This is a genomic window from Shewanella sp. GutDb-MelDb, from assembly GCF_002836075.1.
Lineage (GTDB): Bacteria > Pseudomonadota > Gammaproteobacteria > Enterobacterales > Shewanellaceae > Shewanella.
Window position 1 is genome coordinate 13,653 of the sequence record NZ_PJBM01000224.1, and the last position, 25,674, is coordinate 39,326.

At 42.2% G+C, this 25,674-nt stretch carries 23 protein-coding genes; 9 read left to right on the forward strand and 14 right to left on the reverse strand.

Annotation, left to right across the window (positions count from 1 at the left end; genetic code table 11):
* Positions 1 to 105: 105 nt before the first annotated feature.
* The 5 genes from trmB (at position 106) to CXF82_RS11465 (ending at position 4,534) form a co-directional block, all read left to right on the forward strand.
* Entirely contained in the window at positions 106 to 819 is a 714-nt protein-coding gene (gene trmB / locus CXF82_RS11445) for a tRNA (guanosine(46)-N7)-methyltransferase TrmB (RefSeq protein WP_101090413.1), read from the forward strand.
* 55 nt (positions 820 to 874) lie between these two features.
* Entirely contained in the window at positions 875 to 1,201 is a 327-nt protein-coding gene (locus CXF82_RS11450) for a 50S ribosome-binding protein YggL (protein WP_101090412.1), read from the forward strand.
* On the forward strand, positions 1,201 to 2,115 hold the full coding sequence (glsB, locus tag CXF82_RS11455; protein WP_101090411.1) for a glutaminase B: 915 nt from the start codon (positions 1,201 to 1,203) through the stop codon (positions 2,113 to 2,115). Before CXF82_RS11450 ends, glsB begins: the two co-directional genes overlap by 1 nt.
* 203 nt (positions 2,116 to 2,318) lie before the next feature.
* Positions 2,319 to 3,140, forward strand: coding sequence for a YggN family protein (locus tag CXF82_RS11460; protein ID WP_102044221.1), 822 nt, complete (start codon positions 2,319 to 2,321; stop codon positions 3,138 to 3,140).
* Between the two features lie 452 nt (positions 3,141 to 3,592).
* Positions 3,593 to 4,534: a LysR family transcriptional regulator gene (locus tag CXF82_RS11465; RefSeq protein WP_101090409.1), complete on the forward strand. Its 942-nt coding sequence runs from the start codon at positions 3,593 to 3,595 to the stop codon at positions 4,532 to 4,534.
* A gap of 564 nt (positions 4,535 to 5,098) precedes the next feature.
* On the opposite strand, the gene CXF82_RS11470 is transcribed toward CXF82_RS11465, so the two are convergent.
* The 8 genes from CXF82_RS11470 to CXF82_RS11510 form a co-directional block, all read right to left on the reverse strand.
* Positions 5,099 to 6,943 (reverse strand): DUF885 domain-containing protein, encoded by a 1,845-nt coding sequence (locus CXF82_RS11470; protein ID WP_102044222.1) that lies wholly within the window; start codon positions 6,941 to 6,943, stop codon positions 5,099 to 5,101.
* A 125-nt stretch (positions 6,944 to 7,068) separates the two neighbouring features.
* Positions 7,069 to 8,205: a radical SAM family heme chaperone HemW gene (hemW, locus tag CXF82_RS11475; protein WP_102044223.1), complete on the reverse strand. Its 1,137-nt coding sequence runs from the start codon at positions 8,203 to 8,205 to the stop codon at positions 7,069 to 7,071.
* Positions 8,205 to 8,804 carry an RdgB/HAM1 family non-canonical purine NTP pyrophosphatase gene (gene rdgB / locus CXF82_RS11480; RefSeq protein ID WP_101090406.1) on the reverse strand — a complete coding sequence of 200 codons (600 nt, stop codon included), beginning with the start codon at positions 8,802 to 8,804 and terminating at the stop codon, positions 8,205 to 8,207. The genes hemW and rdgB overlap by 1 nt, the downstream gene beginning before the upstream one ends.
* 766 nt (positions 8,805 to 9,570) lie before the next feature.
* Positions 9,571 to 10,005 (reverse strand): DUF4426 domain-containing protein, encoded by a 435-nt coding sequence (locus tag CXF82_RS11490; RefSeq protein WP_101090404.1) that lies wholly within the window; start codon positions 10,003 to 10,005, stop codon positions 9,571 to 9,573.
* Positions 10,006 to 10,088: 83 nt separating this feature from the next.
* Complete coding sequence (gene yggU / locus CXF82_RS11495) at positions 10,089 to 10,376, reverse strand: DUF167 family protein YggU (protein ID WP_180961203.1); 288 nt, start codon at positions 10,374 to 10,376, stop codon at positions 10,089 to 10,091.
* Positions 10,376 to 10,924, reverse strand: a complete 549-nt coding sequence (locus tag CXF82_RS11500) for a YggT family protein (protein WP_101090402.1) — start codon at positions 10,922 to 10,924, stop codon at positions 10,376 to 10,378. Before CXF82_RS11500 ends, yggU begins: the two co-directional genes overlap by 1 nt.
* Positions 10,925 to 10,959: 35 nt before the next feature.
* Positions 10,960 to 11,778, reverse strand: a complete 819-nt coding sequence (gene proC / locus CXF82_RS11505) for a pyrroline-5-carboxylate reductase (protein ID WP_101090401.1) — start codon at positions 11,776 to 11,778, stop codon at positions 10,960 to 10,962.
* 140 nt (positions 11,779 to 11,918) lie between these two features.
* Positions 11,919 to 12,623 (reverse strand): YggS family pyridoxal phosphate-dependent enzyme, encoded by a 705-nt coding sequence (locus CXF82_RS11510; RefSeq protein WP_101090400.1) that lies wholly within the window; start codon positions 12,621 to 12,623, stop codon positions 11,919 to 11,921.
* Between the two features lie 35 nt (positions 12,624 to 12,658).
* On the opposite strand from CXF82_RS11510, the gene CXF82_RS11515 reads away from it, so the two are divergent.
* The 3 genes from CXF82_RS11515 to hemH all read left to right on the forward strand — a co-directional run bounded on the left by CXF82_RS11515 (position 12,659) and on the right by hemH (position 16,050).
* Positions 12,659 to 13,696, forward strand: coding sequence for a type IV pilus twitching motility protein PilT (locus CXF82_RS11515; protein WP_101090399.1), 1,038 nt, complete (start codon positions 12,659 to 12,661; stop codon positions 13,694 to 13,696).
* A gap of 14 nt (positions 13,697 to 13,710) precedes the next feature.
* On the forward strand, positions 13,711 to 14,823 hold the full coding sequence (locus CXF82_RS11520; RefSeq protein ID WP_101090398.1) for a PilT/PilU family type 4a pilus ATPase: 1,113 nt from the start codon (positions 13,711 to 13,713) through the stop codon (positions 14,821 to 14,823).
* A gap of 213 nt (positions 14,824 to 15,036) precedes the next feature.
* Positions 15,037 to 16,050 carry a ferrochelatase gene (gene hemH, locus CXF82_RS11525; protein WP_101090397.1) on the forward strand — a complete coding sequence of 338 codons (1,014 nt, stop codon included), beginning with the start codon at positions 15,037 to 15,039 and terminating at the stop codon, positions 16,048 to 16,050.
* Between the two features lie 91 nt (positions 16,051 to 16,141).
* Here hemH and CXF82_RS11530 read toward each other — a convergent pair whose 3' ends face one another.
* The 5 genes from CXF82_RS11530 to CXF82_RS11550 form a co-directional block, all read right to left on the reverse strand.
* Positions 16,142 to 16,531, reverse strand: coding sequence for a DUF3192 domain-containing protein (locus CXF82_RS11530; RefSeq protein WP_101090396.1), 390 nt, complete (start codon positions 16,529 to 16,531; stop codon positions 16,142 to 16,144).
* Positions 16,532 to 16,642: 111 nt separating this feature from the next.
* The gene (xni, locus tag CXF82_RS11535) at positions 16,643 to 17,407 is read right to left on the reverse strand and encodes a flap endonuclease Xni (protein ID WP_101090395.1); all 765 of its coding nucleotides are present in this window, start codon (positions 17,405 to 17,407) and stop codon (positions 16,643 to 16,645) included.
* Positions 17,404 to 18,756 carry a nucleotide 5'-monophosphate nucleosidase PpnN gene (ppnN, locus tag CXF82_RS11540; RefSeq protein WP_101090394.1) on the reverse strand — a complete coding sequence of 451 codons (1,353 nt, stop codon included), beginning with the start codon at positions 18,754 to 18,756 and terminating at the stop codon, positions 17,404 to 17,406. The genes xni and ppnN overlap by 4 nt, the downstream gene beginning before the upstream one ends.
* Before the next feature lie 77 nt (positions 18,757 to 18,833).
* Positions 18,834 to 20,390, reverse strand: coding sequence for a GGDEF domain-containing protein (locus CXF82_RS11545; RefSeq protein WP_101090393.1), 1,557 nt, complete (start codon positions 20,388 to 20,390; stop codon positions 18,834 to 18,836).
* 119 nt (positions 20,391 to 20,509) lie between these two features.
* Complete coding sequence (locus CXF82_RS11550; protein WP_102044225.1) at positions 20,510 to 22,678, reverse strand: tetratricopeptide repeat protein; 2,169 nt, start codon at positions 22,676 to 22,678, stop codon at positions 20,510 to 20,512.
* A 129-nt stretch (positions 22,679 to 22,807) separates the two neighbouring features.
* Here CXF82_RS11550 and CXF82_RS11555 point away from each other — a divergent pair, with 129 nt between their 5' ends.
* On the forward strand, positions 22,808 to 24,613 hold the full coding sequence (locus CXF82_RS11555; protein WP_102044226.1) for a M61 family metallopeptidase: 1,806 nt from the start codon (positions 22,808 to 22,810) through the stop codon (positions 24,611 to 24,613).
* A gap of 70 nt (positions 24,614 to 24,683) precedes the next feature.
* On the opposite strand, the gene rdgC is transcribed toward CXF82_RS11555, so the two are convergent.
* The gene (gene rdgC / locus CXF82_RS11560) at positions 24,684 to 25,595 is read right to left on the reverse strand and encodes a recombination-associated protein RdgC (protein ID WP_101090390.1); all 912 of its coding nucleotides are present in this window, start codon (positions 25,593 to 25,595) and stop codon (positions 24,684 to 24,686) included.
* Between the last annotated feature and the right edge of the window lie 79 nt (positions 25,596 to 25,674).

Consider the following 25,674-nt stretch of genomic DNA (forward strand, 5'->3'; position numbering starts at 1 on the left):
TGAAATAATGGGTATAATTTTGCGTCAATAAGGCTTGCGCTAAAGGTCTAACTTTGGATAATGCCTTTCTTTTAAAATTAATAGCTATCTTAAGCGAGGGCGAAAATGAGCGAAGTAACAACCGCTGAATTCAATGAAGAAGGTAAATACCTTCGCAAAGTAAGAAGCTTTGTATTAAGAGAAGGCCGCCTTACAAAAGGGCAAGCACAAGCGTTGGAGCAACAATGGCCAGCCATGGGCCTAGATTATACGCCTGAACCTATCGATTTAGTCGAGGTTTTTGGTCGTGAAGCTGACACCGTGCTTGAGATCGGTTTCGGTATGGGCGCTTCATTAGTTGAAATGGCTAAAGCGGCTCCAGAGTTAAACTTTATCGGTATTGAAGTACATAAGCCGGGTGTTGGCGCCTGTTTGTCTATCGCGGCAGAAGCTGGGGTGACTAACCTGCGCGTGTATCATCATGATGCGCTTGAAGTGTTAGAAAACAGCCTTGCTGATGCAAGTTTGGCAAGGTTGCAGTTATTCTTCCCTGATCCGTGGCACAAAACACGTCATCATAAGCGTAGAATAGTACAGGCACCTTTTGCTGAGCTTATCCGCAACAAACTTAAAGTGGGTGGCGTGTTCCATCTGGCGACAGATTGGGAAAACTACAGTGAGCACATGTTAGAAGTCATGAACAGTGCGCCTGGTTATAAAAACCAATCGGCGACAGGTGATGTTGTTGAGCGTCCTGAACATCGTCCGCTAACAAAGTTCGAAGCACGTGGTCATCGCTTAGGTCATGGCGTTTGGGACCTTATGTTTGAGCGTGTCTAAGCGTTATATAGTTCGTTAATTTAGTTTTTATTTATCACCATTGAGGAGTTCCACCATGGCAGCTAATCGCAGTCGTCGTTTACGTAAAAAGTTACGCGTTGATGAGTTTCAAGAGTTTGGATTCGATACAAACTGGACTTTCAATGAGTCTGTAACTGAAGAGCAGATTGATTCAATTGTTGATCAGTTCATCGAGACAATTATTGAACCTAGAGATCTTGGGTTCCATGGCGGCGGACATAAAGAGTGGGAAGGTATTATTGCTACTCAAGATATCGGTAAATGTACAGATGAAGACCGAGCTGCAGTTAAAACCTTCTTCGAAGGCCAACCTGTTGCAGATGTCGAAATCGGTGAGCTATACGATATTTGGTGGAGCTAATGCCTGAATTGGCATTACTTGAGGAGGTCGTGAAGAAAGTACGACCTCTTTTAGGTAAGGGTAAAGTTGCAGATTACATTCCTGCTCTTGCTGAGGTAAATGCTAATAAACTGGGTATAGCCGTGACCACCAGAGATGGTGTCACGATAGGGGCTGGAGATTATCTCGAGCCCTTTTCAATTCAAAGTATTTCAAAAGTATTTAGCTTAACACTGGCGTTAATGCATTACGAAGAGCCTGAAATTTGGTCACGTGTTGGTAAAGAGCCATCAGGACAATCTTTTAATTCTCTAGTGCAAGTTGAGTTAGAAAAAGGGCTACCGAGAAACCCATTTATTAATGCGGGTGCCTTGGTCATTGCTGACCTGTTGCAAGGTCGGTTAGGTGCGCCAAAGCAGCGAATGTTAGAAATTGTACGTGAGCTCAGTGACAATCCAAGAGTGGGTTACGACAAAGTCGTTGCTAATTCTGAATATCAACACAGTGCGCGTAATGCTGCTATCGCTTATTTGATGAAGTCGTTCGGTAACTTTAATAATGACGTTAATACCGTTCTTAAGAGTTATTTTCATTATTGCTCTTTGAGAATGAGTTGTGCTGATCTGTCTAAAGCAATGTTATACCTCGCTAACAGAGGTAAAAACCTCGCAGGAAAACAACTGATCACACCGGTACAAACTAGGCAGTTAAATGCTTTGTTAGCCACTTCGGGTTTATATGACGGCGCTGGTGAGTTTGCTTATCGCGTTGGTATGCCCGGAAAAAGTGGCGTCGGCGGAGGTATTATTGCCGTTATTCCAGGGGATATGTCTGTTTGTGTATGGTCACCGGAACTCGATGCTAATGGTAACTCTCTTGCTGGAACTGCCGCGCTAGAGACACTTTGCCAAACGCTTGGTCGTTCAATTTTTTAATTTCCTGCTTTAACTCATCTGCTAATGTAATAATTAGCCAATAGTTCGTAGTATTGGCTAATTATTCCTATCTTATTATCAATAAAGTCACACCATTAATTCCACTAATCCTTTTATAATAATGACTTATGTTCTTTGGCATGTTACGTGCATTATCTATTCTATATAACATGATATTAACAAAGCGATAAAGGACTAAAGCAATGAAAAGACTACTTACCTCTGTTGGTGTATCCGCTGTACTACTGTCAGCCTCTAGTGTGCAAATAGTTAATGCAAATGAAGATTCAGATAAGCACTTTAAAAATGAATGTGAAGTATCGTTAAATTACGACGTTACCGTTGAGCCGAAAAAATTGACCGTAAGTGAAGTCGGTAAAGAACAGTACAGAATTGAAATGAATAAGCTTTTTGTCAATGGTGAACAAGTACCGCTTAACAAACAGCAGCAAGCATTGGTAAACCAATACGCCGATGAGGTTTCTGCTCAAATTCCCGAGGTTATCGAGCTTGTTAATGATGCCGTAGCAATGGCTTCGACAGCGGTGAGTATGGCATTGACTCCTTTGTTAGGTGATGCAACTGGCGCTAAAATTGATGAAATGATGGATGGTTTGCAACAGCGCATTGAAAATGTGGCCTATCAGCATGGTGACACATTTTACCTTGGTGCAACCGAGTCTTCGCTTGAAAATGCATTTGGAGAAGAGTTTGAGCAAGAGATGGAGCAGCTAGCCCAAAACTCTATCGGCACTATGGTGATGACGCTAGGAAGCGAAATGATGTCGGGTGAAGGCGGTTCGTTTGAGCAGAAAATGGAGTCATTTTCAACCAAAATGGAATCAATCGGCGATGACATAGAGCTGCAAATGGAAGGGCAAGCACAAGATCTTGAAATTCGTGGTGAAAAGCTCTGTAAGAGATTTAAGTCTTTAGTGGTATTAGAGAAAGAGCTACACACTCAAATACCTGAATTAGCAAAGTACTCTTTGATAGCGACGGCAAACAAAGAAATGCGTGAGTAAACATTAATCGTTATTTTTAGATCCAAAACTCCTTGGTAAAAATAGTTCTTGTGTTGCTGAGCTAAATTGCAACAACCCCTGCATCCCACCTTTGTGCAGGGGTTTTCGTTTTTCCCCTATGCTAACGTCTTAACTGACCGTGCCTTAAATCGATAGCAGCAAGCGAAACTGACTCTGTATCCTCTTATCTAACGCTATCCTATTGTTCTGTATGCCAGTATGAATGCTCACTACATGCTAGTACAAAAGTACATATATGATGAGTTCTAAGTTTTTTTTGGTATACTTCTAAGAATAAAAACAAAAACCACTTTTTGGTTGAATAATCATCACTCTACGCTAGCGTACATATATTCTCTTAAGGTATTGCTCTATAAGGTATTGTTGGCCTTGGTGGCTTATCTTAGCGATGGAAGTACTATTACTCTCGTAAACACCTTAAGGCGATTTACATGTTAGAACTTTTAGAACCAATCGCAATTTTTACTCATGTAGCTCGAGCGGGCAGTTTTAGCGCTGCGGCACGAAAGTTAGGAATATCTAAGTCAAAAGTGAGTACTCAGGTCGCAGATCTTGAGCATAAGCTTGGCGTTCAACTTATTCAGCGTACTACTCGTAGTTTAAGTTTGACTGAAGCAGGTCATTTGCTCTATGTGCAAGGTGAAGAGCTGCTAAGAGATGCAGATCAGGCTGTTGCCAGCGTACATAACCTAAATGATGCTACTCGTGGTGTCTTGAAGGTGGGTATCTCACAGTCTTTTGGTACTATGCATATCATTCCTGCTTTACCAGAATTTATGGCAAGACACCCGGAGCTTGAACTGCAAGTCAGCCTCCTTGACCACAAGGTCGATGTAGTCAGTGAAGGCTTAGATCTATTACTGACGATGTCTGAGCAGTTACCTCTTGGCATGGTTGCAAGACCACTGATGAAATGTCAGTTCTTATTGGCAGCCTCTCCTTCTTATATTGAGCAACATGGTATGCCAAACCGACCTGAACAGCTGGTCGATCACAACTGTCTTGTTTATCAAGGTGAGTGGCATGAGCATAGTGTTTGGCAGTTTAAGCAAGGCGATGATTATTGTGAGATAGGCGTATCGGGCAACTTTAGAGTCGATAATGCACCTGCGCTAAAAACAGCAGCAGTGAGTGGCTTAGGTGTGGTTTATCTTGCCAGTTATTTATTGGAAGATGAAATTGCTCAGGGCACGTTAGTGCCATTACTTGATGAGTGGCAACTGACCAATCATCTGCCTTTACAAGCCGTATATCCAAGACGTAAACATTTAGCACCAAAGGTCAGCGCATTCATCGATTTCATTAAAGATCATATCGGTAGCCCACCTTATTGGGATGACCCATATAAAGAATTGTATGCAAAACGTAAGTAAATATAGAAAACATTGTTTTATATTTAGAACAATGTTTATCTCTGTTAGTTGTAAGTTAATATAAAGTATTTCAAATCAGATGGTTAAGTTGCACTGGCCGTTGTTTAGTCAGTGCCAATTTAGTGGCTACTAATGCTGGTTTTTATTGTTTAGGTTGCAGTTTGTTCTTAATTTAATACAATTGGAGCCAGTTGGTTCAAAATGATTTGAGTCCTATAGCAGAGTTGAGAATGACCCCTCTTTATTGTGCTATACAGATCAGCTTAACGCAGTTTTGATTCAATGCTGGCTGAAGTGTAAGAACTAAAACAATGCTAGCCTTCAAACCATCATCCTAGTTTTGGTTTACCCCGGCTTTTACCGGGGTATTTTTCTGTTAAGTGGTTCAATGCTATCTGTAGCCAGCAATTTTATCTGTTGACTCGCATAAGTGAAAGTTTGAAAGCCGTTAGATAATGCTTATCGTTCTAGATGACATAAAAAAGCCACTATCATAAGTGGCTTTTTTAATGCGTTCTTTTAAGTGAAATAGGTTACTGTGCATATCACAGTAACCGCTTTGTTTTAGCTACTCTGCTCTATCCAAAGGTCGATTTCACTTTCTAGTACATCAAGAGGCACTGGGCCATTTTGCAGTACTACAGTATGGAAATCTCTGATATCGAATTTATCACCTAGCGCTGTTTGTGCTTTGGTTCTTAGTTCAAGTAGCTTCAGCATACCGACTTTATAGGCGGTTGCTTGTGATGGCATCACAATATGCCTTTCGACCATTTTAACGGCGTCAGACTCGGCGTTGGGTGTGTTCGACACGTAGTAGTTTATTGACTCTTCACGTGACCACTTCTTAGCATGAATACCTGTATCAACCACGAGGCGACATGCACGCCATAGCTCCATCGCTAGTCGACCAAAATCAGAATATGGATCTGCATACATGCCCATCTCTTTAGGGAAGTACTCACTGTATAATCCCCATCCTTCAATGTAAGCAGTATAGCCGCCATATTTACGGAACTTAGGCACACCCTCAAGCTCTTGAGCGATAGCTATCTGCATATGATGACCAGGTGTTCCCTCATGATAAGCAAGAGCTTCCATCTGGTATTTTGGCATCGCCTTCATATCATAAAGGTTAGCGTAGTAGGTGCCCGGACGACTTCCGTCTGGTGAAGGGTTGTTATAGAAGGCTTTACCGGCAGATTTTTCTCTAAATGCTTCGACCTGCTTAACAATCATTGGTGCTTTTGGTTTTACCTTAAACACTTCATCAAGACGGCTACTCATGGTATCAATGAGTGAAATAGCTTCTTGTAAGTAGGCCTGACGGCCTTGATCGGTATCGGCATAATAGAATTGTTGGTCGTCACGCATGAAGGTAAAGAATGCTTGTAAGCTACCTTCAAAGTTAACTTTCTTCATAATGTCACGCATTTCATTCTGAATTCGAGCTACTTCAGAAAGTCCCAACTTATGAATGTCATTGGCACTCATATGCGTCGTCGTTGTGCGCTCTAAAGCATTGTTATAATACTCTTCACCCCGAGGTAATTTCCAAGCGCCATCGCGAGTATCTGCTTTGGTTTCAAGCTTAACCAGATAACTGATAAGTTTGTCGTATGCCGGTTTAACCTCATCGACTAATGCCTCTTTTGCTGCTGAGAGAAGCTGTTGTTGTTCAGCTGAACTAATCGACAGCGTATTGACTTTACGCTTAAAGTCAGCCCATAAAGCACTGTCTTCGCCTTCATCGAAAGGTGCACCTTTAACGATGTTTTTGCTATCGGAAATGACATATGGGAATACAAATTTAGGCGCGATAATACCTTTATCTGCACGTATTTCTAATGTGGTTTGCAGTTGAGCAAGACGCTTTGACACGCCATTTAAGCGGCTAATGTAGGCTTTAGCGTCTTTTATATCGCTGATCTGATGTTGGTTTATGAGGAAGGAAGCTATCTGTGAATGGCCACCATACATCTGATTAACTGGGTAGCTATGGTAACGCCATTGATCGTCTTTGATCTCTTGCTCAAGCTTTTGTGTTAGTAGCTGGTAGCTAAGCTTTGTCTGCCTATCAAGCTTAGCTACTTTGAGCATTTTTAGTTGGGTTAAATGCTTTTTAGTACGCGCTAAGTCAGCATCAGTTGCTGCGTCGCTCATCTCATCCCATTTATCGTAATCTGTTTTTATGCCTAAATAGGTTTGTGATATAGGGCTGGCTAATACGTTTTCCATGAAAATACTTTCAAACAGCGCATTGGCTTTTTCAGATTCACTATTGGCTTTTTGAGCGACAGGTTCACTTGGACTTGCATAATTGATTGGTGATGGTGCTGCATATACTGCGGAACTTAAGCAAACTGAAAGGGACAGGGCGATAAAACTTATTTTTGTTTTTATGGGCATTTTTAGACTTCCTTAGAATTATGATTGTTATCCTAAAGAAGCCTAGAGTTAATGTTTTGATCTAAGTGTTAGAAAATGTGTCTATCAAGCTATTTTATTTAGTTATAACTAATCTATTCAAAGGTTTATAGGAATTGTGACAATAAGTCATTCACAAACATATGGCCTCTGGGCGTTAGCTGCCAATGGTCGCTGCTTTGAGTCATTAATCCTTTAGCACAAGCTTGCTCAATTCCATCCGTTAATACTTTTCGATCTAACCCGGTACGTTGTTCAAACTCAACTTTAGGGATAGGTGTCATTAACCTTAAACGGTTCATTAAGTACTCAAGCGGTCTGTCTTCCTCTGCAACGATAGTGACATCAGAGGTGTAATTATCTGCAGCAAGGTAACCTTTAGGGTGCTTAATCTTAACGGTACGCAAAATTTGATTTTCACTTGGCTGAGTAATTTTACCGTGTGCGCCACAGCCTATACCTAAGTAGTCGCCAAACTGCCAGTAGTTAAGGTTATGTTGGCATTGGAAGCCTTCTTTAGCATAAGCAGATATTTCATATTGAACGTAACCAAGCTCGGCAAGCCTTTTTTGCCCTTGCTCGTAAATCTGCCATAGTTTTTCATCGTCAGGCAGTTGAGGTGGCTTGGAATGAAACAGCGTATTGGGCTCTATAGTCAGTTGATACCAAGATAGATGTGGCGGTGCCAATGCAGCAGCGGTTTCAATATCGGCTAAAGCCTCATCAAAGCTCTGGTTCGGTAAACCATGCATTAGATCTAAATTAAAGCTTTGGTAACCCGATACTTTTGCTTTTTGTGCCGCAACTTCAGCTTCTGTCTTATCATGGATCCGCCCGAGTAAATTCAGCTTGTCGCTGGAAAAACTCTGCACCCCGATAGACAAACGTGTGATGCCCGCTTCGCGGTAGGCAATAAAATCATCATGCTCTAAGGTGCCAGGGTTAGCCTCCATGGTGATCTCTATATTGTCTTTAAACTTAATAAGTTTATCAACTTCAACGAGAAGGCGTTGTATTTGCGCTGCGTCAAACAAAGAGGGCGTGCCGCCACCAATAAAAATAGTGTGTAACTGTCGGCCTTGAACATACTGAAGATCTTGTTTTAAGTCGGCAATAAGCGCGTCTACATATTCAGTTTGTGGCAACTCGCCATTCTGACCATGAGAGTTGAAATCACAGTAGGGGCATTTTTGTACACACCAAGGAATATGAATGTATAGGCTTAATGGTGGCAGGATTAACATTAGTTAAAGATACCTTGTTGTTTCATTGCAGCAATAAGCAAAACGAGCGCTTTACCACGATGGCTTAACTGGTTTTTCTCATCACTGCTAAGCTCGGCGGCGCTACATTGGTGTTCAGCGGGGATAAATATAGGGTCGTACCCATGGCCATTTTCACCCTGCGGAGCAAAGCCTATAGTGCCTTCCCATGACGCTTGGCAAATAATGGGTGTCGGGTCTTTTGCATGACGCATGTAGACCAATACACATTGAAAGCGAGCGCCGCGCAGTGACTGGTTCTCTAGTGCGTTAAGTAACTTGGTGTAATTTTGCTGATCTTTCGCACCTTCACCCGCATAACGCGCTGAATAGATCCCAGGTGCCCCTTGTAGGAAATCAACTTCTAAACCAGAGTCATCAGCGATAGCTGCATGGCCTGTTATTTCTGCAGCATGGCGTGCCTTAATGATCGCATTCTCAACAAAAGTGGTGCCGGTTTCTGCCACTTCTGAGACGTTAAACTCGCTTTGGGCGAGGATCTCTACACCGTAATCAACCATTAGTTCTGAAAATTCTTTGAGCTTACCTTTATTGCCACTAGCAAGGACGATTTGATTCATGGAAGACCTTTAAGGTGTCTGAAAATATGGCCGCAATAATAGCGAACCGAGCCATTAATTGCATTATATATGTGCTGATACTAGGGGCTGTAGATCTTTCACGGTTGTTTTTGCCGCCGTTTATTGGCTATTTTGACAAGGCGGAGGCTATGTCGTTTAGTCATTCTCCACAAATAGCCTACAACACCGTAAAAATAGCCAAGAAGCGCGGCCCTTAGAGTTCGTTTCAATACTTCTATTTTTTTACTACAAGCGTGCGTTACGAGCTTTTCGCTTAGCCAGCTAAACATCATCGCTCAAGCCTTGTACTAAAATCATTATTCTTTACGGGAAAGAGTCGAACAAAAACTAAGCTCGAAAGATCAACAGCCCCTAAGACCATTTTGTCATTGCCACTGATTGACTCTGTTGCGGAAGGTATCGCTAGAATCCAGAAATTAAACTATCGATGCTGATATGACTAAAACTGCCGAAGGCTATATAGCCAAAAAAACTTCAAGCGGCAGGATTCAGTATGTCGATACATGACCGCGTTCTAGGCCGTTAATGACTGCTGCATTCCCGATATATCCACGGTCTGTGGTGGTATTTATCAAGAATGTATTTAGACATATGTTGCTTCTTGTCTTGCTCTAAGGAAACGTTGAAGTGAGTAGGTTGAAGTCGTTTAAGTATAGAAAATGTAGTGGTGTGCTGTAGTTATATGCAAGGGCGCTGAAATAATGAGGGCATTTTCGCCCTCATATTTAATGCAACTGGTATAGCGTTACTCTACATAAAATTTTTGCTTAAATTTAAGTTGTGTATTGAGCTTCGAGCCATGTTTTAAAGCAATGTTGAAGTTGATCTCTTGATCATCTCGATAAGGGACTTCTGCAATATAGTAGATAGAGTCGCCTTCACGTATCTCTCTAAATTTCAATTCAACACGTGCATCAAGTAAGTTATTGGCTATGCCGGTAATTTCAACAGGCACCGCAGGGTTACCGTCTACATTCGTATCTAACACCGAAATATTTAAGATCCCAGTATAGCTACTGCGTTTAATACCGTAAGACTTGGCAATACTGGGTGTTAAAAAGGTGCTACTTAGGGCTACGTAATGAATATCGTAGTTGCCGACTTTTTGTTTTTGCTCAGCAAATGCGCTACTGATGAGGCACAAACTTAGCAATAAAATGGCTGTTAGAGAGCGGAACATATGGGCTTTCCTTAGGTGATAGCTTTGTTACTAGTATAGAACTTAAGTGCGATAAACGCCTTAAACTTCTTATAAGTATACGGTTACAAAAGGTTTTGTATTGCTGGTGGTATCAACCTAGGAGAGTGGATTAAAACTTGTTTGTGTCGGCCCATCAGGCCTTTGAGTATCGTTATATCACCCTTAGGCACTTTGAATGCTTTAGAGAGGAACTTGGTTAGGTACGCGTTGGCTTTTCCGTCAACAGGTGGTGCGGTAATCGCTATTTTGAGCTCTTCACCATGAAGTCCTACAATTTGATCACGACTCGCTTTGGGTTGGATATAAAGCTGAAGCAGCAGGTTTCCCTGCTGCATCGTTATTGCTACCACTATACGTTGGCCCAGTATGGTACATATTGGGCGAGCAAGATATTGAGGAAATTAAGCACTATCATCACCACCAGTAATGACAAGTCTAATCCACCCATTTGGGGCAACATACGGCGTATAGGGGCCAATAGAGGTTCAGTAAGCTGACTCATTACCATCTCAATTGGATTTTGTCCTTGGCTTACCCAGCTTAATATTGCTCGTAAAATAAGCATCCAAAATAGCAACACACCTGCTTCTTTAAACACCGACACTAAAGAGATAAGTAAAATATTAGGTACGTCTAGCGCTGCACCTGCCATCAAGGTTAGCAGAACAAATTTTAAGATAACGACCGTGATCGCCAGGACAAATGACGCGCTATCAAAATTGCCGAACGATGGGATCACGCGTCTTAGAGGACCGACAATGGGGTGAGTGGCTTTAACAATAAACTGGCTAAAGGGGTTATAAAAATCGGCACGAGCGAATTGTAACCAGAGCCGTAAAATGACCACCATCAGGTATAAATCGAATACTGTACTTACTAGAAAACTAAATGCATTCATTTGTTTACTCTACTTTTCACGTTAAATAAAAGGAATTAATACTGTTTTGCCATCTCTTGAGCCCGCGCAATACAATTTGTCATTGCATTATCGACTAGCGCTCTTAAATTTCCCTCTTCAAACGTTGCCACAGCTTGCGCCGTAGTGCCACCTTTTGAAGTTACATTCTCTCGTAATTGCGCCAAACTTAAGTCAGGATTTTGTTTGGCCATCAATGCAGCACCTAATGCCGCTTGTTGCGCCATTTCTCTTGCGCTAGCTTCCGGCATCCCCCCCTTTACTGCGCTTGCAACCATAGATTCTAGAAATAGAAAGAAGTATGCCGGTGAGCTTCCTGCTAATGCTATCACCTGATTTAAGTCATCTTCTTTGTCTACCCAAATAACCTCGCCACCGGTTGCCATGAGCGTCTCGCACAAGCTTTTGTTGTCGGCGGAGATATCATCACCAGCAAACAAACCTGTTAAGCCTACACCTATCTGAGTAGGGGTATTAGGCATAGTACGTATTAATTTGATCTCTTGCTTGAAAAAGTCACTATAACGCTTGGCTGTCACGCCTGCAGCAATAGTAATAATTAATTTAGTTGAAAGATCAAGGCCACTTAATTGCTCGCCAACCTGCTGCATTAAGTGAGGCTTTACACCCAATACGATGACATCGGCCGTCGCAGCGGCGCCAACATTATCGTTAGTCACCTTAATGCCGAAATCCTTGTTAAGCGCATCTAGCTTTGGTTGACTTGGATTTGAAGCTGTAATGCTCTCAGGGGCATAACCACTGTTAATTAAACCACTAATGATACTGCGGGCCATATTACCAGCACCAATAAAGCACACTTTCTTTTGTGACATTGAGTTCTCTTTTTATTTTCGTTAGGACGACACATTATCTATAGCAACCTTTTAAAGGTTACATCACTTAATATTTGGGTTAAGCCTGTCAAAACCAAGTTTTAATGCATTAAATAATATTCATTTATTGTGTCCGACTTTTAATCTGTTTTTGGATAATCACGAGCACCAAAAATCGCACTACCAATTCTTACGATGGTTGAGCCGTGGGCTACCGCTAATTCCAAATCGTTACTCATGCCGACTGACAAAGTATCTACACTCGGGTATCGCTCTGACAATAATGCATATAGTTTTTGTAATGCTGCGAGTTCCGATGTTGCGGTGATAATGTCGACATTGGCAGACGGTATCGCCATCAATCCGCGTAAGTTCAAATTGGGTAAGGCGTTGATCTGTTCAGCAAGGGAAAATACGTCAGCTCCGCTAACGCCTGACTTATTTGCTTCTTGACTGATATTGACCTGAATACAGACATTTAACGCAGACATCTTTGCCGGACGCTGTTCATTTAACCGGATCGCAATTTTTTCACGCTCAACGGTATGCATCCAATCAAATAAACTCGCGACCACTTTTGTTTTATTGGATTGTAAGGGGCCGATGAAGTGCCACTCTATGTCGGGGTAATCCGTGCTTAGGCTAGTGACCTTCGCTTCCCCTTCCTGCACGTAGTTTTCACCAAAACGTCTTTGGCCTGCAGCATAGGCCTCGATTATTTGGCTATTGGGCTTGGTTTTACTCACGGCTAACAGCTGCACATCTGTAGGATTTCGTGATGAATTTTGTGCCGCCTGATTAATCCTGTGCTGGGCGAGCGCTAGTCTGTCTGTTATTGTTGTCATGTTGTATATTTTTGGTTGAATGGATATCCCAAACTATGGAAATCACAGAATTACTTGCCTTTAGTGTAAAGCACAATGCATCAGATCTACACCTTTCTGCGGGGGTTTCTCCTATGATCCGTGTTGATGGTGAAGTTAGGAAGATCAATCTTCCTGCTCTAGACCATCAAGGTGTTCACAGTCTTGTGTACGATATAATGAATGATAAGCAACGAAAAGATTATGAAGAACACCTTGAGATAGATTTTTCGTTTGAAGTGCCAGGTCTTGCACGCTTTCGTGTTAATGCGTTTAATCAGTCTCGTGGTTCGGCTGCGGTATTTCGTACCATCCCCAGCGATATCTTAAGTCTTGAGCAACTTGGCGCCCCTGAAATCTTCAAACAAATAGCGAGTTTCCCTCGAGGACTTGTACTGGTGACTGGTCCAACTGGCTCTGGTAAGAGTACTACGCTGGCGGCTATGGTTGATTACGTAAATGAAAATCGCCATGACCACATATTGACGATTGAAGACCCAATAGAATTTGTGCATCAAAACAAGCAATGCTTGATTAACCAACGTGAGGTGCATCGTCATACTCACAGTTTTAATGCGGCGTTGCGCAGTGCATTACGTGAAGATCCGGATGTTATTTTAGTGGGTGAGATGCGAGATCTTGAAACGATCAGACTGGCGATGACAGCAGCTGAAACCGGTCACCTTGTATTTGGTACTTTGCATACCACCTCAGCCGCTAAAACGATTGACCGTGTGGTTGATGTGTTCCCTGAGGGAGAAAAAGGCATGGTGAGAACGATGTTATCGGAATCACTGCAAGCCGTTATTTCCCAGACTTTGATTAAAAAAGTCGGTGGTGGCCGTGTGGCAGCTCATGAGATTATGATGGGGACGCCAGCCATTCGTAACTTGATCCGCGAAGATAAAGTGGCACAAATGTACTCAGCGATTCAAACGGGCATGGCGCATGGTATGCAAACACTGGATCAGTGTTTGCAGAATTTGGTTAATCGCGGTCAAATCACCCGTGAAGATGCCATGCTCAAGAGTTCAAACAAGCAAACCAATTTTTAAACGGATAAATACTTATGGATGTGCGTCCCTTTTTAAAGGCAATGACTGAGCGTAAAGCGTCAGATCTGTTTATTACGGCAGGCTTTCCACCTAGTGCAAAAATTGATGGTGAATTACGTTCATTGAGCGAGAACAAATTTAGTCCGGCACAGGCATTAGATTTTGTTGAGTCATTAATGACCGATGTGCAAAAAGTGGAGTTTCATCAATCTCGCGAGTGTAACTTCGCTTTCGCCGTTAAAGATCTAGGCCGCTTTCGTGTTAGCGCCTTTTGGCAAAGAGAAGCTCCGGGTTGTGTCATGCGTCGTATTGAGACACAAATTCCTGACATGGATGACTTAATGTTACCGCCAATTCTAAAAGATTTGGTCATGGGTAAGCGTGGCTTAGTCATTATGGTTGGTGGAACGGGTACTGGTAAATCAACGTCTCTAGCCGCGCTTGTTGGTTATCGAAATGCCCATGCTCGCGGGCATATCTTAACAATTGAAGATCCGGTTGAATTTGTTCACGATCACCGCAAAAGTATCATCACTCAGCGTGAAGTTGGCATCGATACTGAATCCTTTGACGCGGCGCTTAAGAGCTCATTACGCCAAGCGCCAGATGTGATTTTGATTGGCGAGATCCGTAGTCAAGAAACAATGGAATTTGCATTGTCCTTTGCCGAAACGGGTCACTTGTGTATGGCAACATTGCACGCCAACAATGCTAACCAAGCTCTCGACCGTATTATGCACTTAGTTCCAGAGAGCAAACATCATCAATTGTTGTTCGATTTGTCACTTAATTTACGTGGAATCGTTGCCCAGCAACTAGTGCCTAAGAGTGATGGTACTGGCCGCCGAGCCGCGATTGAAGTGCTCATTAACACGCCGCGAGTGGCCAGTTTGATTGCTAAGAATGAGCTGCACTTATTAAAGGAAACCATGTCCAAGTCGAATGAACAAGGCATGCAGACTTTCGATCAGGCATTGTTAAAACTCTATAGTGATGGTGAGATTAGCTACGCTGATGCACTGCATCATGCTGATTCACCGAATGACTTACGCTTAATGATTAAGTTGCAAAGTTCGGATACTGCCAGCTCAAGCTCAATGGATGGCGTAACACTCAACCTAGATTAACTGATAGGGTTTGAGTTTTTACCTCATTAACGTTTGTCTAAGATTAAGCTGGCAATAGTTTGTATTGGCAGCTTTTTTATGCAAAATACTGATCTATAAGTTGGCTTGAACGTAATAGTTACTCAATCGGGTATGACCGCTGCTCCAAGGGCTAAATATTAGCCAGTAATATCGTCGATTAACATTTTCACTATCAAGGTTTAAGGAGTTCTCTTGGCAAAGTTTTCAGGATTAACTAAGGATGTAGGTCATAAAAAGCGTGGGAAAACGGGTGTGTTGTTAATGAACCTAGGAACACCCGATGAGCCAACGGCTTCAGCTGTAAGGCGTTACTTAGCAGAGTTTTTAGCTGATCCTCGAGTGGTGGAGATCCCAAGATTGGTTTGGATGATTATTCTGCATGGAATTATTTTGCGTGTAAGACCGGCTAAGTCAGCCGCTTTATACCAACAGGTTTGGACCAAAGATGGTTCACCATTGATGGATATCACTAAACGTCAAACTCAAAAATTGTCTCAGTATTTTGAGCAAGCAGGCGAAGATGTCTCGGTGCAGTTCTGCATGCGTTATGGACAACCTTCGGTATCGACAACATTACAACAAATGCATAAAGACGGCGTAGATAAGTTGGTGGTCTTGCCGCTATACCCACAGTATGCCGCACCAACCACTGCATCTGCTTTTGATGCTATAGCTAAAGAGCTGACGACTTGGCGCTACTTGCCTGCGTTGCACTTTATTAATACATATCATGACAACCCTGACTTTATTGATGCGTTAGCGGCTTCTATAACTCGGGACTTTGAGCTTAACGGTCAACCGCAAAAGCTCGTTTTGTCTTACCATGGCATGCCTGAACGTAATCTTCATCTTGGCGATCCTTACTACTGTTTTTGTATGGTTACCAGTAAGTTGTTAGTCGAAAAGCTGGGCTTGACTGAAGAGCAGTACATTACGACGTTCCAATCGCGATTTGGTAAGGCTAAATGGCTAACGCCATATACTGATGCCACTATGGCGTCTTTACCCGCTAAAGGGGTTACAGATATCGCGGTAGTGTGTCCGGCTTTTAGTGCTGATTGCCTTGAAACGCTTGAAGAGATCGCGGGAGAGAACAAACACATATTTAAGGACGCGGGAGGGGAGCAGTTTAGGTATATAGCAGCACTTAATGATAATGATGACCATATTCACATGATGGCTAATATTGTTAAACCTTACCTTTAAACCTCGCTTTTAAGTACTTATTACAACATCGGCAAGTTCCGAGAGGAACTTGCCGATGTTATTCTTTCAGTAGTGTTCTGTTAAAACGGGCTTATAAGCTATCTATTTGGCTGGTCAGATATTGCTGGTAAGTCTCTTCACCCCAAGCAACAAGCTGTCCTTGTTTAAATAGCAGAGGAGTGCACTCTTCTTTGGTTGTTTCACCGTCTGATTCTTTATGTTGAGTGCGGTAAAATAAGATCTGTAGATTCTGCTGATTAGAGATTTTAGCTTCACTAAAGTCAGCTTTACCAAAGATGCTTTTAACTTCAGCGATGCTTTGTCCGATAGTGATTTCTGTCATTTTAGCTCTATTGTAAGCCTGCCTATCTTCCCAATCCATTTCATCTGGAGTTGGGTCATAAGACACCATAATGACCGCAACAAAGGCAATGTAGGCAACAAAAATAGATCCAATGATTACGGGGACTTTGGATTTCATCTGTACTCGGGTTCCTTGATAGGCAATTCCAATAACGTAATACGATACTATGCAAAGTAATGGGCGTAAATGCTAATAAGGTAACTTTTTGTTAACAGTTGTAAGTTTTAGTTAATTAGTTTTCGGTAGCCTAAATTGCTTTAGGTTTGCATTTAAAGGCATATCTAATTGAAGTTGCACTAGTTTATAGCTTAGTCGGGCCATTTCTTTGCCATCTTCAAGCTTTTTAGCTTGTTTAGTGCCAACCTGTTCGATTGAGCTATATATATTAGCCAGTGAGCGAAATATCTTTAGCAATTCAACGGCGGACTTAGGACCAATACCTGGCACTCCAGGAATTTTATTGCCACTGTCACCGGCGAGCGCCAAATAATCAATAAATTGCTTGTGTTCAACACCTAGCTTTTGTTCCATGGCTTCAACCGTCATATATGTTTGATTGAAGTGATCCCACTGCTTGATATTAGGATGATTTAATTGGCAAAATCCTTTATCGGTTGACACTATAATGGCTTCGCCGCCAATGCTGACGAGCTTAGTCGCCAAGGTGGCAATAACATCATCGGCCTCCGACTCGGCATTAAGTGAGGCAATGTTATGTTCCGCAAGAAACGCTTTAATATCGGCAAGACCGTTGGACAATGCTTCAGGCATTGGCTTACGGCCCTTTTTATAGCCTTCGTATAGTGATTTGCGCCATGATAATGCATTACCGTCCCATACTATCGCTACGTGAGATGGTTGGTGATACTTTATTAGCTTTTTACAAGCGCCATTAACGCGCTCTTTTAGGCCGTTGATATCTGATTCGTTGGGTTGAGCGGCGTGGATCCGCCGCACTAAGTTCATGCCATCTAAAATTAAAAATTTATTCATTTCATTATTTTATAACAGGGAATATAAGCACTTCCCGGTAACTTCATTCGTTGTTGTGAAACAAAAGCGTTAAGTAGATTATCCATTAACGCCATGAGTTTTGGATCCCCCTTAATTTCAAAGGGGCCGCGCTGGTCAATTATCTTGATCGTTTCCATTTTGACATTACCGGCAACAATACCTGAAAAAGCCTTTCTCAAGTTTGCCGCCAGTTCTGCTTTGTTCGATTGGTCGTGTAAATCTAAATTACTCATCATTTCATGAGTTGGTTCAAAAGGTAGTTGAAATTCAGGTTCGATTTTCAAAGACCACTGATATTGATAGGAGTCGCCGTTGTCCTTACGGAAGGTCTTAATCTTCTCCATCGCTTCTTTTTGAATACGAGCAACCTTTGATGGATCATCAATCACAATTTGATACTTACTTTGTGCTTCCGGTCCTAGCGTTGCAGCAATAAATTCATCAATGCGTAAGAAATATTCTTCACTCTCTTTTGGCCCGGTTAACACGAGTGGGAAGGGGATCTCTTGATTATGTTTATTGAGCAAAATACCCAGTAAATAGAGCAGCTCTTCTGCGGTACCCGCTCCGCCAGGAAAAATAATGATCCCGTGCCCCAGCCTAACAAATGCTTCGAGTCGTTTTTCAATGTCAGGCAGAATCACCAACTCGTTGACGATTTGATTTGGGGGTTCAGCAGCAATAATACTCGGCTCTGTAAGACCTATATATCGAGCGTGGTTTACTCTTTGCTTTGCATGGCCAATGGCAGCGCCTTTCATCGGGCCCTCCATTGCACCAGGGCCACAACCGGTACAAATATCTAACTTACGTAATCCAAGCTCATAGCCCACTTCACGGGTATATTGGTATTCAATCGGATTGATGCTATGTCCTCCCCAGCAGACAACAATATTGGGGTCGAGCATCGGCATTGTGCGAGCATTACGTAAAATGTCAAAAACCACGTTAGTGATGTGACTCGCGTTGGTTAAATTGATGTGTTTTAGGTTGTCGTATTTATCATAGATATAGACGATGTCGCGTAGCACTGAAAATAGGTGTTCTTGTATACCAGAGATGATTTCGCCATCGACAAAGGCTTCTTGTGGCGGATTGGTCAATTCAATCTTAATGCCGCGCTCTCGCCTTAAGACATTAATATTAAAATCACTGAACTGATTGAAAAGACTTTCCGCATTATCGCTTTGCAAGCCAGAGGCTAATACTGCAAGCGAGCAACTGCGGTAGAGCTGATAAAGCTCACTTTTTGCGTTCTGTTTGAGTCTGTCAACTTCGAGTTGTGAAAGCTGATCTAAGCTTCCTCGGGGACTAATTTTCACTATCATAGCAGCTCCTTAGCAGTGATAGATTAACTGTCCTTTAAAGAAAAGTGGCGGTAAAAATACCTCTCGCCGAGGACAGCTTATGAATCAATAATGACTCTATCTCTGCTTTCATGTTTAGCTTTATACAGCGCGGCGTCAGCTCGTTCAAAGGTTTCACTGATGAGCTCATTTTCAATAATTTGTGCAGCGCCTATAGATACTGTAACTGTAATTCTCTGATTTTTAAACTTAAAAGGAATACTTTTTACTTTTTCTCTTACTCGGTCAAGTAAAGGCTTAATGTCATTCTCACCAATGTCTGGGAGTAAAAATACGAACTCTTCACCGCCGTAACGGGCAACAAATTCAGTATCTCTTAAAGAACTTTTTAGCGCCATAGCAATCACTTGCAGTGTTTTATCACCCGTGCTGTGGCCAAAACTATCGTTGATTGTTTTGAAATGATCGATATCGGCAACGGCGACCCATAGTGGTTGTTGAGTGCGTTTGTAATTACGATACTCAATGTCCATGCGCTCTTCAAGTGCAGCACGGTTGGGCAGTTGAGTGAGTGAGTCGAGCAGATTCAGCTTTTGTTGTTCAAACAAGCGCTTTTTATAGGTTTCGGTTTCTTTACTTAGCTCGTTTAGCTCGCGGCGCAGCGCTTCAACAGATTGTCGTAATTGAATCTGCTCTCTGTTCTCTAGTGCTTCTTTACGGCTGAGTGCGGTTCGTAATGCTAATAGTTGCTCTGTTACTTGTGTTTTTAGGTGATCGATATCATTAGTTTCAGCAACCGACTCGTCAATATTATCGACTTGATTATTGATCTCACCATTCAGTTTTTTAGCAACTTGAAAGCTTTTTACCGAATGCGTGTAGGAGTCTGTTACCACCTCGCGAACATTACTTAATGCACCGTTGAGTATGTATAAAAACTCTTGCGATGCCGTTTTTTCTTTCGCAATATTATCGAGTAATAGGCTAAGTACAACTTGATAGGCGTTTAATAAGGTGTCGAGTTCAAAATCTTCAGTTAATGACAGTTTTATCGACGAAATTTGTTCTCGTTGCTCTTTTCTAAACTCTATTTCCGATAGCATCAATGCCAGCTCGTGGGCTGATTGACGATGTCTTGGTAACACTTCAAATTGTTCGCCAAGACGGAGCTGCTCGTTAAGGATCTCATCGTAGAACTGGATGATTTTTTCTACTTTTGGAATGTAATCCCAATAGGTATGAAATGGTTTTACGAGCTCTTTTTTGAAATAGGAGATCTCTTTCTTGAGTTTTGTTGGCAGAGACTCAATGCGTTGAATTTGGCTGACGATATTAGATAAGGAGCTACGGCTCTCTTCAAGCTGCAACATGACGTGGTTATATTGTTGCTTTAATACGCCTTCAACGTCGTTTAGGTCGGTTATGGCGTTATCAATCTGACTAAAGCGGCTTAATTTGTGCCGAAGTTTAGCGAGTTTGTTGTCCAATTCAATGTTCTGGCCTTTGCACGCTAAGCTCAGCTGGCTAATAAACTGCAGAAGGAGCTGAAGCTTTTTATTTTGGTCTTCATTCATATCATCAAGGGCTTGCCTTGCTGAATAGAGCTTTTGCTGTAATACGCTTAGCTGTGAGGTGCTGGCGACGGCATCCTTCATTTATTTAGCTCTTCCTTTATCAACCGTACATACTCGAATTATGACTTTAGTGCTTATTTTAACAGTAGTTAGTCTAAAGCGGAATAACCATCACTTGAGCATGGGCTTCATTTGTGTCGTTAACTCAACTCGGCGGCCAAATCGACATTTTGATGGCTCTTCCACCTTGGCCAAACAATATCACCCTTGATGCCGTTGGTCTCTATTTTGATGATGCCACGGATAATGCTTTTTTCAATATTGAGATATAGCGGCGGTTCAAAGATACCTGAAGATGCAAAATTGAGCGGCTTTAGGGTGACATAGTAATTTTGTTGGTTACCTAAGGTGATCGCTGCCGATAGCATCATCTGTAACGTACCGAAGTGCTGCTCAGCTGAAATTTTGAGTGCTGGATCGGCGAGCAAAGGCAGGTTTAGCAGCCCCATGTGCAAACAAGTGTCACCATAGTTATCATTTAAGGCGTTTTTTATGTTGCTCAGTAGTGTGTCGGGGGCCACTTTTATGTCAAAGCTCAAGAGAAAAAGCCCTGGTCGAACAATATAGACTTGGCAATTTAAAGCCCCTGACAGTGAGTCTATCTGCTGTTTATTCATTTTTGCATTACATGAATAACCTTGGGCTAGATCTGAATTTAACTGTTCTGTTAATGATATTAAGGCGAGCGTTTTAAATGTATTGCTGTAATCAGTGAAATCTTGAATGAAAGCAGAGTAATTGCTTGTTTTAGTGAATGGGTCCAAGCTGCTGTTCTGTGCTAATTTAGTGCATTTCGCTGTTAAGCTGTTCTTAATTCGCCACAGATAAATAGACATAATTGAGGTTAACGCGAGTGCCAATAAACAGAAAATCAACATTAAACGATTAGTTGATAGCAAGCTCTCTTGTCTCTGTAAATCGTTATCTTTTTGGTTAATGTTAAGCTTTGCTTTTTGTAATTGAAATAATAGCTTAGCTTGCTGGTCATCGTTGACCTCATTGCCGTCTTTGGATCGCAAATTAAGGATCTTGTTAATATTGTGATATGCCTGTTCAAACAACCCAAGGTGCTGTTGCGCGGCTGAAGTTAAGGTAAGTGCTTCTATAAGCTCATCGTCAAGCTTCATTTCTTCTGCTATACGAGTCGCGGATTCGGCGTACTTTAATCCAGGCTCCCAATCGGAGATACTGTTAAACACTTCGGCAAGTAAAAGATGATTATAAACTAAATAGTGATCGCTATTACGAGAGCTAAAAATGGCGCTTGCACGTAGTAGATTAGAAATGGATGTTTTGGTATCTCCAATTTTAAAATAGGCTTCACCTAGATTATGTAACGTAAGCGCTTGGCCGATATAATTGCCGAGTCTGGCATCAATTTGTTGGGCATTTAAGTAGTAATCAATCGCTTTATACCATTGCTCTTGTTCACCATAGGTCATTGCTATCACCGTCATGCTGGCGGCGACATAAACCTCTTTACCGAGGCGTTGGTATATTGCCGAGGCTGCAGTGGCGTAGCGTAAGGCATCATCCCAAGATTTGAGTGAACGATAGACTCGGGCTAATTGCATTTGAATATGCGCATCTTGAGTTGGGTTTTCATCTGCCTTGGTATGTTTTATCGCTTCAGAGTAATGCGAAAGTGATTTTCCATACTGACCTTTTTTATAGTAATACTTCCCCAGCACTGATTCTGCATGAGCGATCATGTAGGGGTCTGCAATCTCAAGTGCAACTGCTTGAGCGCTTTTGAGGTGGGCTAGTGCAGATTCGTCTTCTCGTAACATCATGTGCATAACACCAATGTTTTCATGCAGGGTAAACCGTAATACTTGTACTTTCACACTCTGGTTAGCGGAAAGTACTGTGATTGCTTGTTGATAAAAAGCGATAGCTGATTTGAAATCTTGTTTAGTTTTGCCTATATAGCGGCCGTTAAGCATGAGGATATAACTTTTATCAAAGTCATTGTCTGCAACAAGTTCTAATTGGTCGATTAATTTTCTAGCTACAGTGTAACGGTCGTCATTTTTGGTTGATAAATCTAACGATAGTCTTGCTAATAGTTGCAGCTCAAATTTAAGATCGGCAAGCGAGAGTCCATTTTTCATCGCATAACGATTAAGCGCTTCTTTGTTGGTGAAATCTGGGAGTGTGGGTAAATTATGATTGATTGATTGGCGTAAACTATTGGGAGATTCTCTAAACTTATGCTCTGTATCAACGTCATTTCTGGCTATCGCATGAGCGCAGTTGCTTATACAACTGAACAATATAATCAATAAAAGGGTCAACACACTGCGCATGGGTAGGTCATTCCTTGCTCTAAGCTAAAGTTCAAGAGCTATATCTTTTTGTTATTTTAATTGGTGTAATCAAGTCAAATGTTATACTTTTCGACTTAATGAAAACAATAATAACAGAAGGAAGCGAGAGTGAAACCAGTAGTTCCCCTAATCTTAACTTTTAGCGCATTAATTTCTCCAGTAGCCATTGCAGACGTTGATTACTCAATAGATTTATCAAATCCACAGCACCACTTAGCCAAAGTGGAGGTGGTTTTTCCTGCAACAAAGTCATCAGCCTTAGTCGTTAATTTACCCGTTTGGCGTACCGGTAAGTATGAAGTGCTGCCACTTGCAGATTCGGTGCGGCTTTTCACTGCAAAAAATGCCGCCGGCGATACGCTGCCTTGGAGCAGAACGGCAAGTGGGGAGTGGACCATTGCACTTGATAAACCAACAACCGTCACGGTTTCATATCAGCTCTATGCCAATAAGCTTGGGCAACGGGTCAATCATATCGATGCTTCCCATGCTTTCCTCGATGCCAGTGGCACTTTTGTTTATAGCCCGCAGTTTAGGGATGAGCCTATCCATGTCAGCCTAGCAGTTCCTTCTGCTTGGAATAGTTATTCTGGTATGGATAGTGGGCCAACGAACCACAGTTTTACGGCGGCTAATTACGACATATTAGTCGACTCTCCTATCGAAACCGGGATCAGTGAATACCGAGAATTTAAGGCAGATGGCAAGCAATATGAGTTAGTCATTTGGGGTGAAGGTAATTACGACATCGACAAGATGGTTGATGATTTAACTAAACTAAGTGGCCAAGCGGAGGTCATTTGGGATGATTATCCCTTCGAACGTTACGTCTATATGGTGCATGCCACTAGTGGCGCTCGTGGTGCAACTGAGCATTTGAACTCGACCATTATTCAACGTCCACGCTTTAGTTATCGTGATCGTAAGGACTATCTTGGTTTTATAAAGACGGCTTCGCACGAGTTTATTCATACTTGGAATGTAAAAGCATACCGTCCTGAAGGGTTAGTTCCCTATGACTATCAGGAAGAGGGGATCACTCAGCTGCTTTGGATGGCAGAGGGCTCAACAAGTTACTTTCAAAGCCAATTGTTGCTCCGTGCTGGCGTGATGACCGCGAAGGAGTTCTTCGAAGATTTGGCGAAGCGTGTTGCACAAAGCGAGAAAACTCCGGGTAGAGAAGTGCAGTCCGTTGCAAGTGCGAGTGCCAATCAATGGGCAAGTACCGGCGGAGATTATGCCGTAAACCATAGTACTAACATATACTCTGAAGGTTATTTAACCTCGCTGGCACTGGATTTCTCTTTACTCGATGAAACCAAGTTGGAGCGTTCATATCGCGACGTGCATCGTGAGCTCTATCAGTCGCACCGCATTCCGGCGGGCTACAACGTTGCTGATGTAAAAGCCATTTTGAAAAATGTCTCGGGAACGAGCTACGAAAAGTGGTGGCAGGAGCATGTTAACTCACCTATTAGTTTAGATTTCGACACTATGTTAGACCAAGCAGGTTTAACGGTGGGTTATGGAGACGATGCTAAGTCTGAACCTTTTGTAGGTGTCACACTTGAATCTAATAGCTTAGTGCTTTCACGCGTACTGCGTAATGGACCCGCATGGAACGCTGGTATTGTGCTCGGCGATGAAATTGTGGCTATTAATGGCTTAAAAGTCACAGCTGCTGGGTTTGAGTCACGTATTAAGGACTTTAAAGCGGATGGCAAGATAAAGGTTACTCTATTTAGTAATGACAGACTTAAAGAGATAGAGCTTGCGCTAGGTGAACAACAGAGCGGTAAATTGGCGATAAGTAGTGTTGAAAAACCGAGCCGTTCTCAAAAAGCATTTTTCAAAGCTTGGTTGGGCATTGATTGGCCGTTCGATAAAGAGGGTAAATTAAAGGCTGCTGAGTAATAGCAGCTATATTTAAAGAGTAAAAAGGCGCCTTAGGCGCCTTTTTGTTACCGCAATATCAGTCGTTAACTTAAATACTGTCTTCGAGTCCACCGAGGGAATCGACTACAGAATTAACTAAGGCGATTAACTCGCTACTCATTAAGGCAAAATCGGCATCAAGACGCGCCATCGGATCTTCATCACCAACATCATCATTGCCTGCTCTAAACTCTTCAGAGAATTTAAGACGCTTAATCGCAGCATCTGATTGAAGAAGAAAGGCGATTGATTGACCAAAATGCAGTGCTAGCTTATGTACTTGCTTACCGACTTCGATATGCGCTAATACTTCATTTTCAGTTAAATCTTGCTGCTTAAAGCGAACAATACCGCCCTCGTCAGAATCACTCTTTAGCTCGGCTTCATCTTGCATTTCAAAAGCGGCAGGTGTTTTACCTTCTTTTAACCACTCTGTTAACTGTGTTTCAATTGGCGTTTTAAAGCTAATTGGAATGATAGGTAAAGTGCCAATGGCCTTACGAAGCAAAGCCATAAGCTCTTCTGATTTAGCTGCGCTTGAACTGTCGACCAAAACCATCTGGATTTCAGGCAATATAAGCGCGCGAATTTGGCTACGACGAGAAAAGGCTCTTGGTAAAAGAGTCATGATGATCTCATCTTTTAGCGCATCTTTCTCTTTTTTGGCAAGCTTGCGACCATCTTCAGATTCAAGCAGAGCCACTTTATCTTCTAAGGCTTCTTTAATTACTTGAGCAGGTAGAAGCTTCTCCTCTTTAGTCGCGCAGATAAGGTGTCTGTCTGCAGCGGTATGGACCAAAGAATCGCCATGCTTGCCGAGGGCATTAGAAAACCCAAACTTACTGACATCTTGGCTTGAGCATGGAGAGAAGGTGAAGTCTTCCAGTGATTTTTCCATTGATTCAGTGTCAACAGAGAAAGGCTTGTTAAAGCGGTATACAGTTAGATTTTTAAACCACATAGATTAATGCTCAGTCAAAATTAAAGCCGCAGTGTAAGGCATTGTCAGGTTCTGGTAAACCGCCTAGGCATGTTCTTAT